Raw genomic sequence first — 14,701 nt, 5'->3', positions numbered from 1 at the left:
AAAGTGTATGAGGAAGGTTATCATGTGCTTTTCCAGACTATATTAATATTAAAATGTTCATGAGATGGTAGTGGCGTGCGATTACTCTTTTTTAATTGCATAAAAAATTCACTCCTCCCGAAACTAATGACATACGTAGAAAGGAGGAGTAAACATGAGTGAAAGACCAAAAGGACCGAAGCAACAAAAACAACCTAATCTTCCTTTAGGACCAGAAATGCCGTATGGAGAAGGGATAGATGGATCCAAAAAGGTGAAGAACCGAAATCATTCCCGTCAAAAAAATAATCCACATCATGATATGTAATGACCTAAAAGACAGTCGCCTGGCTGTCTTTTCTATATGGAAAATGATTGATTATGTTCCCGGGTTAACCTAATATAATACGTATACTATAGTAAGGTGGTTTAAAAAGTGAGGAAATTTTGGGGAGAATTTAAAGCATTTGCTATGAAAGGAAACGTGATCGATTTAGCTGTTGCAGTTGTCATTGGGACAGCATTTAGTGCAATAGTCAATTCACTAGTAGCAAACATTATTACACCATTAGTAGGGATATTATTTAATGGGGTAGATTTTAAGACTGAGGTATGGATGGTTCGTGGCATTGAAATTCAATATGGTATCTTTTTGCAATCTGTGTTTGACTTTTTTGTCATTGCCTTATCCATCTTTTTCTTTATTCGTATACTAGCAAAATTAAAGCGTAAAAAGAGGATAGAAGAGATAGTAGAAGAAGCACCAAAAGTAGACCCACAAGAAAAACTATTAACGGAAATTCGTGATATTTTAATAGAACAAAATAAAAATAAATAATTTTGGGGGAGTTTTGTTATGGTTACTATTCATGATCCATGGTTTACTGTAGAGGAGATTGATTCCACTACATATGCGATTAGTGAGTATGGTCATTGGGAGAAAGTGCATTCATTTTTATTACTTGGCAAGGAAAAAGCTGCTTTAATTGATACTGGTTTAGGTATTGATAATATGAAACGAATCACAGATCAACTTACGGATTTACCAATCGTAGTGATAACGACGCATGTTCATGCTGATCATATTGGAAGCCACGGAGAATATGAGACGATTTTAGTTCATGAAGCAGAAGAGGATTGGCTAGTAAATGGGATTAAAGGATTAACTGTTGACCAAATTCGGAAAGAGATGTGCCGTGATATAACTGGTCAGACTCCAGAAGGATTTGATCCAGAAAAATACACGCCTTATACTGGAAAACCAACAGGATTATTATCGGACGGGGATTTAATTGATCTAGGTGACCGGTTATTAACTATTTTTCATACACCGGGGCATTCTCCAGGGCATATTTGTGTGTTGGATAATAATCGGGAATATCTATTTACAGGGGATTTATTCTATTTGGATACACCTATTTATGCTTTTTATCCTACTACAGATCCAGTAGAATTATTGAATTCCTTGGAACGGATTTCTTATCTACAGGTTGCACGGATTTTTGGGGCTCATAATACATTGGGGATTGATCCTAGTGTTTTATTTGAGGTGCAAGAAGCTGTGTATGAATTACGCCGAAGAGATGTTGTTCGTCACGGGACAGGGATTCATACGTTTAAATCGTTTAGTGTGAGATTTTAAGGGATTGATTGTTATGGATAGGAGTAGATTGAGTGGAAAGAATTCAATTATTGAATCCTGAAGGTAAAAAGGGTAGCAACATAGTTAAGGAAAAATATGACTTAATAAAGCATGTTATGCTTGAGACCATCAAGGAGAATGGAGAGATTTCCTTTAAGGAGCTTGCCAATGTGATTAATGAAAAACTCCATGGAAAATGGGAAGGTTCGATAACATGGTACGTAACTGCTGTGAAGCTTGATTTAGAAGCCCGTGGGTTAATTGAGAGGTTTCCTAAGAAAAGACAGCAGAATGTACGGATTTCAGAGGGAGATTGAGGCGAGCCACTAGAATCAAAAAGTAGTAAAAAGGTAACTGGTTACGCGCATTTAATCCCGTAATAACGACAAAAAATTTTACTGGAATAGAGAACATCCCTCTAGTCCCATCCAACAAGTAAATAGCATTAGATGGTTATATAGAAACTATTATTAACCAACACAAAGGGAACAGAAACCATTCTGTTCCTTTTTTCTTTTTCATCCTTCCAAACTAGGACCAGCTCCGTCTAAAGTCTGAAACATTTTCGAACCTCAGCCCGTAGTAGGAGTATTCGAAGTTATTTAAACTTAAGGTAGAAAATAAAGAGGGGATGAGAGGAATGACTCAACCAATTGTAGAGGTTAAGAATCTCAAGAAGTCTTATAAAAAAAGAAAAACAAAAGAAATTATTACTGCCGTAAATCATATTTCTTTTACCGTTAATAAGGGTGAGATTCTTGGGTTGCTAGGGCCAAATGGAGCTGGAAAAACAACCACGATTAAAATGATTTGTGGCTTGGTTCGTCCTGATAGTGGGATAATTACAATTAATGGAATCGATAATCAGGACAAGCGTCTGCGTGCGCAGGAACATATTAGTGCTGTTTTGGAAGGAAATCGGAATCTTTATTGGCGTTTGACCGTTCGGGAAAACCTGGAGTATTTTGCTGGTAACCGTGGAAAATCAAGAAAAGAGGTTGCTGGACAGATTGAAGAACTGCTCGGGCAGTTTCGCTTAAAGGATAAAGAAAATGAGATGGTCAATCGCCTATCAAGGGGGATGCAGCAAAAATTAGCAATAGCAGTGGCGATGCTAGCAGGTAGTGAGGTTATTTTACTGGATGAGCCAACACTGGGTCTTGATATTGAAACCGGTTATGAGGTTCGTGAATTGCTTCGTGAAATCGTGAGGACAGAGAAAAAGACGATTATCATTACATCACATGATATGGATGTCATACAGGATTTATGTGAGCGGACAGTCATTATAAATAGTGGGAAAGTGGTAACGAATGATCGTGTAGAGAATCTAATGAAGCTGTTTGAAGTGCGATCGTATGCTGTGAAGCTGGATGGACATTTAAGTGAAGAGCAACATCAGTTATTGCTTGAAAAATTTCCTCAGCTTACTTATATCCCGGAAACGTATCAATCCGTGTTGGAAGTTGATTTAACGCAAAGTCAGGAAATCTATGATTTATTCGACATCTTAAAGTTAGAACAAATTCCAGTAGATACCATTGACCGAAAAACGATTAACTTTGAACAGGTGTTTATGAAGATTGTAAAGGGGGAAAAAGAATATGCGCTTTCTGAACGTGCTTAAGGCGAATATTCGTAGAGAATATATTTTGTTGAAGCGGTATTTGCCGAATACGATTGCAATGATAATTACGTTTTATGTGCTGTTTCTAGGAATGTTTGCAGGGATTTCATTAATTGGTGATCCGAGTACACAGGATACCAATATCCAATATGTGATCGTGAACTATATTTTCTGGTTTTTGGCAATGGTTGTTGTCAATGATATTGGATGGCAAATTACAAATGAGGCTACGCAAGGAACACTTGAACAATTAGGAATGTCTCCGATGGGGATATGGAAGATCATGCTATCTAGATTGCTCTCCACAACATTGATTGAGTTTGCCATTATCATAGCTTTGCTTTACTTAAGTATGTTTACAGCTGGCCAATGGTTAAATGTGGATGTGCTATCGATATTACCAGTATTAATTTTAACGCTTATTAGTATGTTTGGGTTAGGACTGATTATTGCAGGCTTTACGATGATACTGAAGCAGATTCAAGCATTCTTACAGATATTACAGTTTATTCTTGCTGGTCTTACGTTTGTACCGTTATCTGTTGCACCGTTCTTGGCATTTTTACCATTTGTTAAAGGGATAGATATGGTTCGTGAAATTATGATTAATGGGGTGACATTAACAGAGTTTGCTGCAGTAGATATTTTGATATTAGTGTTTAATGCCGTATTCTATCTAGGGCTTGGATTATTTGTCTTCTTACGATGTGAACAATTTGCAATGCAGAAAGGACTACTTGCACATTATTAATATGAGGTGGTATTGGCCGACAAGGCTGATACCATTTTTTTATGGGCAAATTCATACTAGATAACATTCGACAAAAATAGTCAAAAGTAGTCAGAAACCGGGTAGTGACAGGCACCTAGAAACTTTGCTAGGCTATATGAAAGGGGGCTGGGTAGTGAAGTTTTTTCGTGTTTTTGTGGGGATTATGTTAATTGTTTTGTCTTTTTTACTTTTTCCAATTTATTCTTCTGCTTGTACTTGTGTGGAGCCTTTGTCTGCTGAGCGAGAGTTGGATAGGTCTACGGCGGTTTTTCGTGGTGAAGTTAAAGAAATAAGGCAAGCTAATGATCATGATTATGGTTTGAAGGTGTTATTAACGGTTAATGAGGTTTGGAAGGGTGTTCATGAGTCAGAGGTAACAATCAGAACAGCGAGGGATGGAGCAGCTTGTGGTTTTGACTTTCAGGTAGGAAAAGAATATTTAGTGTACGCAGGAACTAATGATGCCTTCGATAATAACAACTTGATGACTGGGATTTGTGATCGAACAAGTCAAGTTGGCATGCAGCAAGCACAAGAAGATATGAAAGTACTTGGGAAAGGTGCTGCTCCTGGTGAAATGGGGGAACATAACACATTACCCAATTCAGTAGTAGCTGGGCTTTGGTGTGGGCTTGGTGTATTCGTCCTCCTCATTTTTCTTGCATTACGACATCACAAGAAAACAGATTCTTAGGGCAAATATCAAACTTTTTCCTTTAAAATAGGTACGTGTCTGATACAAGTATCGGTCACTTGTCATAGGTTATTAGTGTAACTTATCACAGAAAGGGGAAAAATAATGAGACATCGTCACAGACCAAATTGTGGATGCCCAAAATGTGTAGTTCATCCAACAAAGCATAATGTAGTACATCACTGTACTGAAGAAACTGTTCAACATGTTCATCCTTCTCACACAACGATTATGAATCACCATTTAATCAAGAATAATCATGTATTTCCACACTCTACTTCCGTTCAAAATACAGTAAATAGCGTAGACCAGTTTGGTGGAGCATTTAACGTTCCTGGAGGCCCGGGTATGATGGGACCTGGACCAGGTCAAGTTGCTGGAGCAATGGACCCTGGAATGGGCCCGGGCATGATGGGTCCAGGAATGGGTCCGGGCATGATGGGCCCAGGTATGATGAATCCAGGTACTGGAAATAATCTATCACCAAATCAAGTAGCAGGAGCAATGAATCCAGGAATGAATCCTGGCATGGGACAAATGGGCAATCCAGGAATGGGACCAAACAACTGGAAAAAGCCAAACAATTGGTGTTAACATGGTAAGGAGCTGGCATTGCCGGCTCTTTAACTTTTATAAAGTATAACTACTAAAGTTTATTCTAATGGACTACTTTCGGTGCCAGCAAGTACCTATGTTTAGTCGTGATGGACAAGTTTGAAGTTAAGAATATATAGGAAGAATATTAACCATTTGTAGTTAATTGTTTAAGGATGTGCCAATTACATATGAAAGTATTAACCGTTACGGGATATAAACCTAGAGAAATCAATATTTTCAAAGAAAGTGATCCTAAGATAGCTATTATTAAAGCTGCAATTGAGAAGAAGTTGCTTGGTTTTATAGAAGAGGGTTTGGAGTGGATTCTGATATCTGGGCAAATGGGTGTAGAGTTATGGACAGCAGAAGTTGCAATGGATTTAAAGGATGAATATGATATTCAGATTGCTGTGACCCCACCATTTGAGAATCAAGACGACCGCTGGCCAGAGGACTTGAAATTTAAATATGAGGAGTTAACCATGGTGGCAGATTTTTATCAACCCCTATACAATGGGGAATATAAGGGACCTTATCAATTCCGCGCAAAGAATAAGTGGCTAGTGGAAAAGAGTGATGCTTGCCTAATCCTTTTGGATGATGAGTATCCTGGAAGTAATAAATTTTTCTATGAAGAGGCAAAGCGCGCAACGAAGAATTATCCTATTTATTTAATTACCCCGTCCGATTTGGATGAAATGGTGGAGGAAATGCGAATGGCAGATCCAGATTACTGGAATTAATTAGAAACACTCACATTCGCTCCTCCTTTAGCAAATTGCTTTAGTTTTGCTTATTCAGGCGGGAAAGATTTTACGCTACGCTTTCCTATTTGACAAGATATAGCAGGGATTTGTCTATTAAACATAGAATATAGTGTTATATACTTCTAATTACTATAGAAGAGGAGCTAACATTCAATGAAAAAGTTTCCGATACTTTACACAACCCGACTTAAGTTAATAGAAATTGAACCTATTCATGCAAAGGGTATTTTTGAAATTCTATCTAGGGATGAAGTGATGAGATACTACGGTAGGGAAAGTTTAGAATCCGTGGAAGAAGCTGAGGAATTGGTTGAACACTTTCAAATGCTTTTTCAAGAAGGAAGAGGTGTTCGTTGGGGAATTTCTTGGAAGAGTACGGATGAGTTTATCGGTACAATTGGGATTCATAATTATAGTCCCCGAACCAAAAGGGCTGAGGTTGGATTTGAACTCCACCCAGAATATTGGCGGAAGGGAATTTTAACAGAAGCATTAGCAAGTGTATTAGAATACTGCTTTGTTGAGATGGGTATACACCGGATAGGAGCTATCACATATCCCGAAAATGGAGCTTCCAATAGTTTACTAGAGAAGGTAGGCTTTACAAAGGAAGGGCAGCTTCGTGGATATTTATATCAAAATGGCAGATTCCATGATGCTTATATATTATCGATGCTAAAGCCAGATTGGAGACGAAGAAAGTATGCGGATGAAACTCCTGGCCAATATCGTGACCATTTAACAGAGATAGTGAAAAGGTCAGAAGCGGCTGGTGACTTTGATAATCTCCCTGGAAAAGGTAAACCGCTCGATATAGGGCCAAGTTCTGTTAATCCATCTGAGGCACAGTTATACAAGACATTAAAGGATAATCATGTATTACCTCCATGGATTGAGCTTGCGAACGAGATTGATGCTTTGAAAGAAAAGCTTGAGGATCTCGATGGAAAAGAAAGACGTAAGTTGGTTAAGGAGATTAATAAGAAAATCAAAGCTTATAACTATGCTTGTCCCCCTACTTTGCAGAAAAATAAGGTTTGGGAGTGAAAGATGCCAGTCCTGGTGTAGGGCTGGTTTTTTTATTGGTTTGGCGGCTGGGAATATGTTGAATATTGCTGAATTTTATATAAACCTTGAAAGAATAGTTGAATTTCCTGAAGTATATGCCCAATCCCGTACGTCATGATTTCGAACCGGAGGAGCATGCACCCGAGTATCTAGAACATGCGCCCGAACCGGAGGAGCATGCACCCTAACCCAAGGACCATGCTCCCAAGCATCCAAATCATTCACTAAAACAATGTCAACTCGGCCTTGTGCATAAAAAACACGCCACAAAATCACATTCTCTGTCTTTTAAACCAGCAAACCCTACAAAAAAGCGGGCCCTAGAGCCCACTCCTAATTACCAAACAAAATCCATCATATTCCCATTGAATATATTTGTATCTATATTACAGGTTTCCCCGTCAATAGCGTATTGCCAGCCGAATGTTTTAGCATTTTCAGGTCCTTGAGGGTTATATTCTGGGGCATCTTCTTTAGTGGTGATATCTTCTTGAGGGTATGCGGTCCATACGATTGTATTTTCGATCGCTTCTTTTGCCATGTCATTGTAGGCATTTAACAATTCATTTTCTTCACTAAATACCCCATATACACCAGGTTCATAGTTTGAATCTGTTATTGTCGTGTACCATCCTTCGATGAATGCTGCATCAACTGGGTACTCTGGTTCGATATCTACAAAGATTGCTACACCTTCTGGGATTTCAAGATCTTCAGCCATTGAGATTGCTTGTTTAGCATGTTCTACCCCATTGTCATGTCCACGTGCATCTTCCACATGATTGTAGATTACTAGAATCTTAATATCATTATCATGTAAGAGTTTCACCTCATCGGAATCAAGCCCTGCTGAAACACCTTCTTTTTCGCCAAGATAACGACCCCAAATTACTGGTTTACCATAATTGTCTACTACACAACCTAGGAACTCTTCGTCCGTGTAGCTTGCGGAGTCAACACCCCAATGATTCTCATTCTTTTTATCATCTTTGTCTGCTTCTTCCTCTTTCTCTTTATTTTTATCCTTATCTTTTTCCTGGTCTTTATTACTATCCTTATTATTATCTTTATTTTTACTATTATCTTCATCCTTGTTTTCAGTTTCACTGTCTTTGTTCTTATCTTGTTCTTGGGTATGGGGTTCTTTTGCATGATCCGTGGATTCTTGGGGATTGTATACGAACAGTATTATTACGGGGATGGCGATGACAAGAACCAAACTAATCAGGGTGATTAGTTCATATTTTCTCATGGATTTAACCTCCCTTCAGCCCTATAGCATTCTATTAATGGGGGAGGTAAGGAGTGTGGGCATGCAGTTGAACAGACATTCTTTGAAAAATTTGGCAGGATTTATCGAGATAATTGTCGAATTTAAATAGTAGTAGCGTGTTTAAGGTGGTGGAATTATGCATAATGTTGTACGTACCTACTTATTAAACCGATTAAACTTTTTGAGAATGGACGAGTTAGAACTAACAGATAAACATGAGAAAGAGTTTGAAGACTTGTATGAGAACTATATCTTGAATGGTGTGGGGGATGAGTTCCCTTACTTATTGAATGAGCAGAAATATAAATTCTTGACCTATCTTATCGAGAATAAAAACATTCTTGTCCATGGTTCTAATAACCCGGATATTAATGTGTTTGAGCCTCGGAATTCTACTTTGTTTACCGGTGAAAAAGTAAAGGCAGTTTTTGCTTCTTCTGATGCAACGTGGTCTACATTTTTTGCTGTTATCAATAGGAATGATTATTCTGGTTCATTACGAAATCTTTGCTTAACTGCACAAACGGATAAGGGTACGAAACGATACTATTATTTTTCATTAAATGAGGAATTTACGGGTGAATTATGGCAGGTTGGAATGATATATCTATTTCCTAAAGACCGATTTGAACCGGGTGGGGCCAAGAATGAATGGATTTCTGAAAAAGAGGTATATCCGTTAGCGAAGCTTCTTGTATCACCGGAGGAATTTATTTTTCGGGATTTCATTGAGAGACATCGCGAAGATTCGTCACATATAAGGAACCTGGTTAAGCATTTGCTCTTATCTAAATGGAAAAGGAAGAGGTAGTGTATGGGAAGAATTCAAGAAATACGAAAAGAAGAAAAAGCATACCACGATCATTGCTATGACAATTATAAATTATTTGAGTCAGGATCATGGTTACATAAACCTGTCCAAACCGTAATGGATTTACTACCACTCTTGGACGAAAAAAAGGAGCTAAATGTTCTGGATCTTGGATCTGGAGTTGGAAGAAATGCTATCCCAATTGCTGAATGGATTCGGGATTCCAATAATAAAGGTAGAATCCATTGTGTGGATTTTTTAGATTCTGCAATTAATAGATTAATCAGTTACAGCAATGAGTTTCATGTGTCACAGTACATTGAGCCAATTAAATCCGCTATTGAAGATTTTAGAATACCTGAAGAAAATTATGATTTAGTTGTCGCTGTCTCTAGTATTGAGCATGTCGAGTCTGAGGCTTCCCTTAAGATGGTTTTGAAGGAAATAGAAAGAGGAACAAAATTTGGTGGAATAGCTTGTCTCATCGTTAATTCGGATCTTGAGGAAAATGATTGTCATTCCGGAGAAAGCTTAGATGTTAATATGGAAGTAAATCTTTCAACGGAAAAGATGGATCAGGTATTGCATGATACTTTTTCTGGCTGGACTGTCGTAAAAAGTTTGGTTAAACCCCTAGAATATAAGATTACTAGAGATAACCGGGATATTATATTGAAAACAAATGCTATTACATATGTAGCAAGAAAATAGAGGTGAACGAAAGTGGGAAAATGGAGAAAATTATCTTCTGATTATGTATTTAAGTCACCATTTGGAAATCTTCGAAAAGATAAACTTGAGCTGCCAGATGGTAATTTAATTGATTCGTATTATGTAAATGAGTATGATGACTGGGTGAATGCAATTGTTTTAACAAAGGATCATCATATTGTATTGGTAAGACAATACCGTCATGCAGCACAGGATTTCTTTTTAGAAATTCCAGCTGGGAAGCCTGAAGCGAATGAATCCTATCAGGAGGCAATTGTTCGGGAAGTAAGAGAGGAAACGGGATATACAACGGATTATGAACCGGTTAAGTTGGGAGAGTTTTTCGTCAATCCTGCTACCCAAACCAATAAGGTCATTACATACTTACTTCTCGATGCGTATCAAGCCTTTGAACAAGATTTAGATCCTACTGAATTTATTGATGTTCACTTGGTTGAGCTGGATGATATGGACAGGTTGATTGCTGAGGGTGAAATTAATCAGTTATTCACTGCAAGTGCATATTATATGGTAAAGTCATTTTTGATGAATCGATTGAAGGAGAACTAGTTATGGTATCTAATTATGCAACTTGGGACGACGGAATAATCAAGTTAACTTGGAAGCAAGATTACATGCCGCCTGTGGATTTGATAACTAGTGTGCATGGGATCTGTTTTTATAATGAAAAGGTATTGCTTGTTGATTTAAATCACCGTGGGTGGGATATACCAGGTGGCCATATGGAAGAAGGAGAAACGCCAGAACAATGCTTTAAAAGAGAGGCATTTGAGGAAGGGTATGTGGAGGGAAACTGCATGCTTCTTGGTGCTGTTGAGGTGGACCACCATGAGAATCCAAACTGGGATGAATCGAGTAAATATCCATTTGTGGGGTATCAGCTATTCTATCGAATGGATGTTAGAGCAGTTCTTCCATTTGAAGCACAATTCGAAGCTGATAGAAGGATTTTTGTGGAAACAGAAAATATCAAACAATATATTAACTTGGATGATGTACGGCAAGCAATGTTATATTATGCAATGCAATTAGAAATTAAGAGTTGATGTTGTATGTGTGGGATTTAAGTGTAAGGAAAGAGACTTAGCTCTACCAAATGAGAGAAAAAAACTACTAGAAGCAGCTCTAAAAGATTTAGAAGTAGATCCAAATGTTATCGGAATCTATGAAGATGGTTCGCTTGGTAGAGGAGATTATGACCCTTATTCGGATATTGATTTACATATTGTAGTAAAACCAAGAACAAAGCAGGATTTTATCGCTGAAAAGAAGGAGCGGGCTTCGAATTGGGGGAATGTATTATTTTACGAAGGTTCTGGTGGAGCGCCTTACATTGTGTCTCATTATGATTGCTTTGTAAAAATTGATTCCTGGTATCACGAGGCTAGTGAGTTACAACCTTCGATTTGGCTTAAAGATGTAAAAGCATATTATGACCCAGAACACATTGTAAATAATGTAATTTCCCAATCTAATAAAATATCATTTTCGGTAACGGCAGAGGACATAAGATATTGGCGTGAGAAAGTATTTGCCTACGCTCATGAAACATATAGGGCTACTAGGAGAAACGAACTAAATTATGCTTTAGATAATTTAAGTTCTTTGAAATGGTTGATTGCCTCTAGTTGGTATACAGAAAAGAATGAACATCTATATAACTCTTACCCTGTCTGGTCAAAAATTGATCGAGAGGGAACTGTACTATCTACAGAACAATTAAAAATACTCGCAATATGGGATTGTAATCGTGATTCCGAAAAAATACTTCAAACGATTGCCGCTATTTACCCAGAATTTCTCCGATTGAATAAAATACTATCGAAAAAGGTAGGAATCGAAGAAGATAATAACTTATGCGTTAGAGTATTTGAACTTATCCTATAAGGGGTGTTACACATGAAATTATATGGTGACTTCAAAAAAGAAGATTGGATGCAAGCCCTAAAGATTTCGGAACAAAGCATACCAAACTCATTCATCCTACATGGAGAATGGGAGCATCAAGAAAATTTGGAGCGTTGGAAAAGCATACTAACAGAAGAACAGTGGGCATCTGACTGGAACACGGTCATTGGAAATATTAATGGAAAAAGGATTGGTTTTTCCAATGTGTTTGGTGGTCCTTCTGCTGCAATTACTGCGCACCGATATGCCATACTTGGCACAGATAAATTCATACAAACTGGCTATTTCGGAGGGTTGTCCCACGATGTAGAATATGGTGATATTTTGATTGTAACCGGTGCATATATGGAAGACGGGGTATCACAGTGGTATTTACCAAGGCATACATTGGTTCATGCTAACCAAAAGCTAGTGAGTGCTGCGATAAGCTTTTGTGAGGAAAAAGGTTATCGATATGTTACAGGAACTGTTATGTCGACGAGTGCGATGTATATGGAAACTACGGAAATCGTTAAAAGCTGGTCAGAAGAAGGTCACCTTGGGGTTGATATGGAAACAGCTACGACCTTTGCCATTGCCAAGTATTACAATCGAAATGCAATTGGACTACTAAACTTATCCGATCACATCATACAGGGAGAAACCTTTTATTCTAGGCCAGAGGAACTGGATAACTTAATGGATGACACAGATAGAAGAATTCGGGAGTTGGCGTTGTTTTTGGCTTCTTTAGATGAGTAGGTTTTGTTGAATTTTTGTCGAAATTGTAGGGAAACCTATATATAACTAGATTTCCCTACTAATTTCAGATGTATTTGAGATACTTATCAAGTTTGACAACATAATGGATTCTGTGAAGTTCCTTGTTTAATTCACGTAAATATTCTTTAATAGCCTCACCTAATGTCGTAGTAGTAAAGGATTCTGGAAACACGAAATTCTGCCAAATGGAAAAAATGCGCCATTTGTCATCATTCTCATAAAAGAAGTTAAGAATTACCTCGTCATGGTCAATAGTCTCATAATTCATATTAGTTCTATTTCCTTTTTGAACTTTTCTAAGCCACTCCCCTAATTGAATTCCCAACTCTACCACATTGATGTATGGGTCATCAAAAAATACCCTTTCATTAATTAGTATCTTAAATTGACCTTCAATAAAGCCGTTTTTGTATGCTGTTTCATTTTCATAAGGTTTATCAGAGTTTAAAACAAACGTAAACTTAATGTCCATAAATCACCTCTAGATTCGATGAAGTTCTTTTGCATACGTCTTCTTATAAGAACTCCACATTATCTATCGTTAATAACTTCAATCTATCTCTTAAATATCAATTGGTTTACTACTTGAAAACCATCGGCTACTCCCATTTTGGGAAATAATGTGACTAATTCCCAACCATCTAGACCATATTCGTTTAATTCTTTTTCAAATTCTTCTCGATTCGTAGTATCAATAGGCATTGTCCAGTTCTCTACCATACTCCCACTTATCCATCATTAACCCCCTTGGAAAAATCCTTTTTCACTTTATCGTATCATATTAGGTGTTATAATGTTTGTAATATTTATATTTTTATAGTGGGAGGAGATTGTTGTGACAAACGATTTTTATTGTGATGAAGTATTAAGTGGAAAAACTGAAGTAGAAAAAGTCTATGAAACTAAAAATGTCCTAGCATACTATCACACACGTCCATATTATCAAGTACATATAGTTGCCATTCCTAAAAAACACATCCCGTCTTTAACAAATATTGATGATAAAGACCAGGGGATATTGTTTGAATTAATAGAGGTTATTCAAAAGGTAGCAGCAGATGTTGAGGAAAACTATGGGGCATGTAGAGTGATAACCAATCTAGGACGCTATCAGGAGTCGAAACATTTACATTGGCACATCGTTTCTGGTGATAAAAGAGCATAATACTGGAAGTTATCTTGATTTAAACAACTGGTATAGAAAAGATGATTGGGAGACAGTAAAATCTGGGAGTTGGTATTTTTTTCTCTACAATAACAAAATATTTTCATCAAAGGGGTGACGAAATGGAAATTCTTGTTGTTATTGGGATTATAGTAGTAGTTTTACTAGGTTTATGGTTTTTTCGCTTATTTGGATACCGGGATGGAGTTATTAGAATTGAATTAGATGATCGGTATTCGGACCGTAATGATTTTATTTTGGCAGTTAAAGATGAACTAGAAAAAAGAGGAATGAATGTAAGGTATAAAGGGGACGCGAATTTTATTATTAATGATGTGGAGTATATGTTTCAAGAAATAAATCACCCTATTGCTGGTATACCAGTGCAACGCGCACTATTAGAGAAAATAATAGAATAAGATTTGAGAGTGATTTTCTACATATTTTATTGGCAACCTGTATCCGCTGATAAACGAGAATAACGGGGGTAGTAATCCATGGATTTTAACAACTTTTCAGCAGTTCAAGTCCGAATTGCTAGACCAACTGATAAATATGATGAAGTAATAATTTTCTATGAGCATGGACTAGGATTAAAAAGATTAACCGATTTTACGGGTCATCGGGGATATACAGGAGTTATCTATGGTTTACCAGATGCACCGTACCATCTCGAATTCACAAAGCATGTAGATGGTTCTCCATGCCCTGCACCAACAAAAGACAACTTGTTAGTTTTCTATATACCAAATCAGGATGAAATCCTAAACATAAAAGCGAGGCTAAATCAAATGGGATACCCAGAAGTTGAACCTGAGAATGGTTATTGGGAGGAAAAGGGTGTCACCATAGAGGATCCGGATGGATGGCGAGTTGTTTTGATGAACACGGAAGGGATTTAAAT

Annotated in this window: 22 protein-coding genes; 19 read left to right on the top strand and 3 right to left on the bottom strand. The window is 37.4% G+C overall.

What is annotated here, in order from left to right; genetic code table 11:
- The first annotated feature begins 154 nt into the window (after nucleotides 1-154).
- The 10 genes from TY11_RS18170 (at nucleotide 155) to TY11_RS20305 (ending at nucleotide 7,125) form a co-directional block, all read left to right on the top strand.
- Complete coding sequence (locus TY11_RS18170; RefSeq protein ID WP_042149583.1) at nucleotides 155-307, top strand: small acid-soluble spore protein P; 153 nt, start codon at nucleotides 155-157, stop codon at nucleotides 305-307.
- A gap of 108 nt (nucleotides 308-415) precedes the next feature.
- Nucleotides 416-817 (top strand): large conductance mechanosensitive channel protein MscL, encoded by a 402-nt coding sequence (gene mscL, locus TY11_RS18165; RefSeq protein ID WP_081755982.1) that lies wholly within the window; start codon nucleotides 416-418, stop codon nucleotides 815-817.
- A gap of 18 nt (nucleotides 818-835) precedes the next feature.
- The gene (locus TY11_RS18160; protein ID WP_042149580.1) at nucleotides 836-1,621 is read left to right on the top strand and encodes an MBL fold metallo-hydrolase; all 786 of its coding nucleotides are present in this window, start codon (nucleotides 836-838) and stop codon (nucleotides 1,619-1,621) included.
- 32 nt (nucleotides 1,622-1,653) lie between these two features.
- Complete coding sequence (locus TY11_RS18155) at nucleotides 1,654-1,938, top strand: DUF6958 family protein (protein WP_042149577.1); 285 nt, start codon at nucleotides 1,654-1,656, stop codon at nucleotides 1,936-1,938.
- Between the two features lie 323 nt (nucleotides 1,939-2,261).
- The gene (locus TY11_RS18150; protein WP_042149575.1) at nucleotides 2,262-3,248 is read left to right on the top strand and encodes an ABC transporter ATP-binding protein; all 987 of its coding nucleotides are present in this window, start codon (nucleotides 2,262-2,264) and stop codon (nucleotides 3,246-3,248) included.
- Nucleotides 3,226-3,999 carry an ABC transporter permease gene (locus tag TY11_RS18145; protein ID WP_042149571.1) on the top strand — a complete coding sequence of 258 codons (774 nt, stop codon included), beginning with the start codon at nucleotides 3,226-3,228 and terminating at the stop codon, nucleotides 3,997-3,999. The genes TY11_RS18150 and TY11_RS18145 overlap by 23 nt, the downstream gene beginning before the upstream one ends.
- 154 nt (nucleotides 4,000-4,153) lie before the next feature.
- The gene (locus TY11_RS18140; RefSeq protein WP_052345893.1) at nucleotides 4,154-4,714 is read left to right on the top strand and encodes a hypothetical protein; all 561 of its coding nucleotides are present in this window, start codon (nucleotides 4,154-4,156) and stop codon (nucleotides 4,712-4,714) included.
- A gap of 105 nt (nucleotides 4,715-4,819) precedes the next feature.
- Complete coding sequence (locus tag TY11_RS18135) at nucleotides 4,820-5,308, top strand: CotD family spore coat protein (RefSeq protein WP_042149564.1); 489 nt, start codon at nucleotides 4,820-4,822, stop codon at nucleotides 5,306-5,308.
- A 191-nt stretch (nucleotides 5,309-5,499) separates the two neighbouring features.
- Complete coding sequence (locus TY11_RS18130; protein ID WP_042149561.1) at nucleotides 5,500-6,054, top strand: SLOG family protein; 555 nt, start codon at nucleotides 5,500-5,502, stop codon at nucleotides 6,052-6,054.
- Nucleotides 6,055-6,231: 177 nt separating this feature from the next.
- Nucleotides 6,232-7,125 carry a GNAT family N-acetyltransferase gene (locus TY11_RS20305; RefSeq protein WP_081755981.1) on the top strand — a complete coding sequence of 298 codons (894 nt, stop codon included), beginning with the start codon at nucleotides 6,232-6,234 and terminating at the stop codon, nucleotides 7,123-7,125.
- Nucleotides 7,126-7,483: 358 nt separating this feature from the next.
- Here the strand turns inward: TY11_RS20305 and TY11_RS18115 are convergent, their stop codons facing one another.
- Nucleotides 7,484-8,398 (bottom strand): glycoside hydrolase domain-containing protein, encoded by a 915-nt coding sequence (locus TY11_RS18115; protein WP_042149556.1) that lies wholly within the window; start codon nucleotides 8,396-8,398, stop codon nucleotides 7,484-7,486.
- Between the two features lie 157 nt (nucleotides 8,399-8,555).
- Here TY11_RS18115 and TY11_RS18110 point away from each other — a divergent pair, with 157 nt between their 5' ends.
- Genes TY11_RS18110 through TY11_RS18085 form a run of 6 tightly spaced genes read left to right on the top strand, consistent with a single transcriptional unit; the run spans nucleotide 8,556 to nucleotide 12,611 of the window.
- On the top strand, nucleotides 8,556-9,230 hold the full coding sequence (locus tag TY11_RS18110; protein WP_052345892.1) for a hypothetical protein: 675 nt from the start codon (nucleotides 8,556-8,558) through the stop codon (nucleotides 9,228-9,230).
- A 3-nt stretch (nucleotides 9,231-9,233) separates the two neighbouring features.
- A complete protein-coding gene (locus tag TY11_RS18105) occupies nucleotides 9,234-9,941 on the top strand; it encodes a class I SAM-dependent methyltransferase (protein WP_042149553.1) in 708 nt (235 codons plus the stop codon).
- Between the two features lie 12 nt (nucleotides 9,942-9,953).
- Nucleotides 9,954-10,511, top strand: coding sequence for an NUDIX hydrolase (locus TY11_RS18100; RefSeq protein WP_042149551.1), 558 nt, complete (start codon nucleotides 9,954-9,956; stop codon nucleotides 10,509-10,511).
- A gap of 2 nt (nucleotides 10,512-10,513) precedes the next feature.
- Complete coding sequence (locus tag TY11_RS18095) at nucleotides 10,514-11,008, top strand: NUDIX hydrolase (protein ID WP_042149548.1); 495 nt, start codon at nucleotides 10,514-10,516, stop codon at nucleotides 11,006-11,008.
- Nucleotides 11,009-11,018: 10 nt separating this feature from the next.
- Entirely contained in the window at nucleotides 11,019-11,849 is an 831-nt protein-coding gene (locus TY11_RS18090; RefSeq protein WP_042149545.1) for a nucleotidyltransferase domain-containing protein, read from the top strand.
- 12 nt (nucleotides 11,850-11,861) lie between these two features.
- The gene (locus TY11_RS18085; protein WP_042149542.1) at nucleotides 11,862-12,611 is read left to right on the top strand and encodes a nucleoside phosphorylase; all 750 of its coding nucleotides are present in this window, start codon (nucleotides 11,862-11,864) and stop codon (nucleotides 12,609-12,611) included.
- Between the two features lie 64 nt (nucleotides 12,612-12,675).
- On the opposite strand, the gene TY11_RS18080 is transcribed toward TY11_RS18085, so the two are convergent.
- The gene (locus tag TY11_RS18080; RefSeq protein ID WP_052345891.1) at nucleotides 12,676-13,104 is read right to left on the bottom strand and encodes a DUF7878 domain-containing protein; all 429 of its coding nucleotides are present in this window, start codon (nucleotides 13,102-13,104) and stop codon (nucleotides 12,676-12,678) included.
- Between the two features lie 83 nt (nucleotides 13,105-13,187).
- Nucleotides 13,188-13,352 carry a DUF4177 domain-containing protein gene (locus TY11_RS20300; RefSeq protein WP_081755980.1) on the bottom strand — a complete coding sequence of 55 codons (165 nt, stop codon included), beginning with the start codon at nucleotides 13,350-13,352 and terminating at the stop codon, nucleotides 13,188-13,190.
- 115 nt (nucleotides 13,353-13,467) lie between these two features.
- Between TY11_RS20300 and TY11_RS18075 the strand changes: the two genes are divergently transcribed.
- From TY11_RS18075 to TY11_RS18065, 3 genes are all read left to right on the top strand, one after another.
- Entirely contained in the window at nucleotides 13,468-13,797 is a 330-nt protein-coding gene (locus TY11_RS18075) for an HIT family protein (protein ID WP_042149539.1), read from the top strand.
- A 122-nt stretch (nucleotides 13,798-13,919) separates the two neighbouring features.
- Entirely contained in the window at nucleotides 13,920-14,216 is a 297-nt protein-coding gene (locus tag TY11_RS18070) for a hypothetical protein (RefSeq protein WP_042149536.1), read from the top strand.
- 78 nt (nucleotides 14,217-14,294) lie between these two features.
- Complete coding sequence (locus TY11_RS18065) at nucleotides 14,295-14,699, top strand: VOC family protein (RefSeq protein ID WP_042149533.1); 405 nt, start codon at nucleotides 14,295-14,297, stop codon at nucleotides 14,697-14,699.
- Nucleotides 14,700-14,701: the final 2 nt, after the last annotated feature.

The organism is Paucisalibacillus algeriensis (genome assembly GCF_000577245.1).
Classification (GTDB): domain Bacteria; phylum Bacillota; class Bacilli; order Bacillales; family Amphibacillaceae; genus Ornithinibacillus.
Note: the sequence above shows the minus strand (reverse complement) of the source record. Positions and strands in the feature narration are given on the sequence as shown.

Coding starts and splice junctions, on each gene's coding strand:
- TY11_RS18170 (WP_042149583.1), top strand. CDS start 155: ATGAGTGAAAGACCAAAAGGACCGAAGCAACAAAAACAACCTAATCTT.
- TY11_RS18160 (WP_042149580.1), top strand. CDS start 836: ATGGTTACTATTCATGATCCATGGTTTACTGTAGAGGAGATTGATTCC.
- TY11_RS18150 (WP_042149575.1), top strand. CDS start 2,262: ATGACTCAACCAATTGTAGAGGTTAAGAATCTCAAGAAGTCTTATAAA.
- TY11_RS18145 (WP_042149571.1), top strand. CDS start 3,226: ATGCGCTTTCTGAACGTGCTTAAGGCGAATATTCGTAGAGAATATATT.
- TY11_RS18135 (WP_042149564.1), top strand. CDS start 4,820: ATGAGACATCGTCACAGACCAAATTGTGGATGCCCAAAATGTGTAGTT.
- TY11_RS18130 (WP_042149561.1), top strand. CDS start 5,500: ATGAAAGTATTAACCGTTACGGGATATAAACCTAGAGAAATCAATATT.
- TY11_RS20305 (WP_081755981.1), top strand. CDS start 6,232: ATGAAAAAGTTTCCGATACTTTACACAACCCGACTTAAGTTAATAGAA.
- TY11_RS18115 (WP_042149556.1), bottom strand. CDS start 8,398: ATGAGAAAATATGAACTAATCACCCTGATTAGTTTGGTTCTTGTCATC.
- TY11_RS18110 (WP_052345892.1), top strand. CDS start 8,556: ATGCATAATGTTGTACGTACCTACTTATTAAACCGATTAAACTTTTTG.
- TY11_RS18105 (WP_042149553.1), top strand. CDS start 9,234: ATGGGAAGAATTCAAGAAATACGAAAAGAAGAAAAAGCATACCACGAT.
- TY11_RS18095 (WP_042149548.1), top strand. CDS start 10,514: ATGGTATCTAATTATGCAACTTGGGACGACGGAATAATCAAGTTAACT.
- TY11_RS18085 (WP_042149542.1), top strand. CDS start 11,862: ATGAAATTATATGGTGACTTCAAAAAAGAAGATTGGATGCAAGCCCTA.
- TY11_RS18080 (WP_052345891.1), bottom strand. CDS start 13,104: ATGGACATTAAGTTTACGTTTGTTTTAAACTCTGATAAACCTTATGAA.
- TY11_RS20300 (WP_081755980.1), bottom strand. CDS start 13,352: ATGGTAGAGAACTGGACAATGCCTATTGATACTACGAATCGAGAAGAA.
- TY11_RS18070 (WP_042149536.1), top strand. CDS start 13,920: ATGGAAATTCTTGTTGTTATTGGGATTATAGTAGTAGTTTTACTAGGT.
- TY11_RS18065 (WP_042149533.1), top strand. CDS start 14,295: ATGGATTTTAACAACTTTTCAGCAGTTCAAGTCCGAATTGCTAGACCA.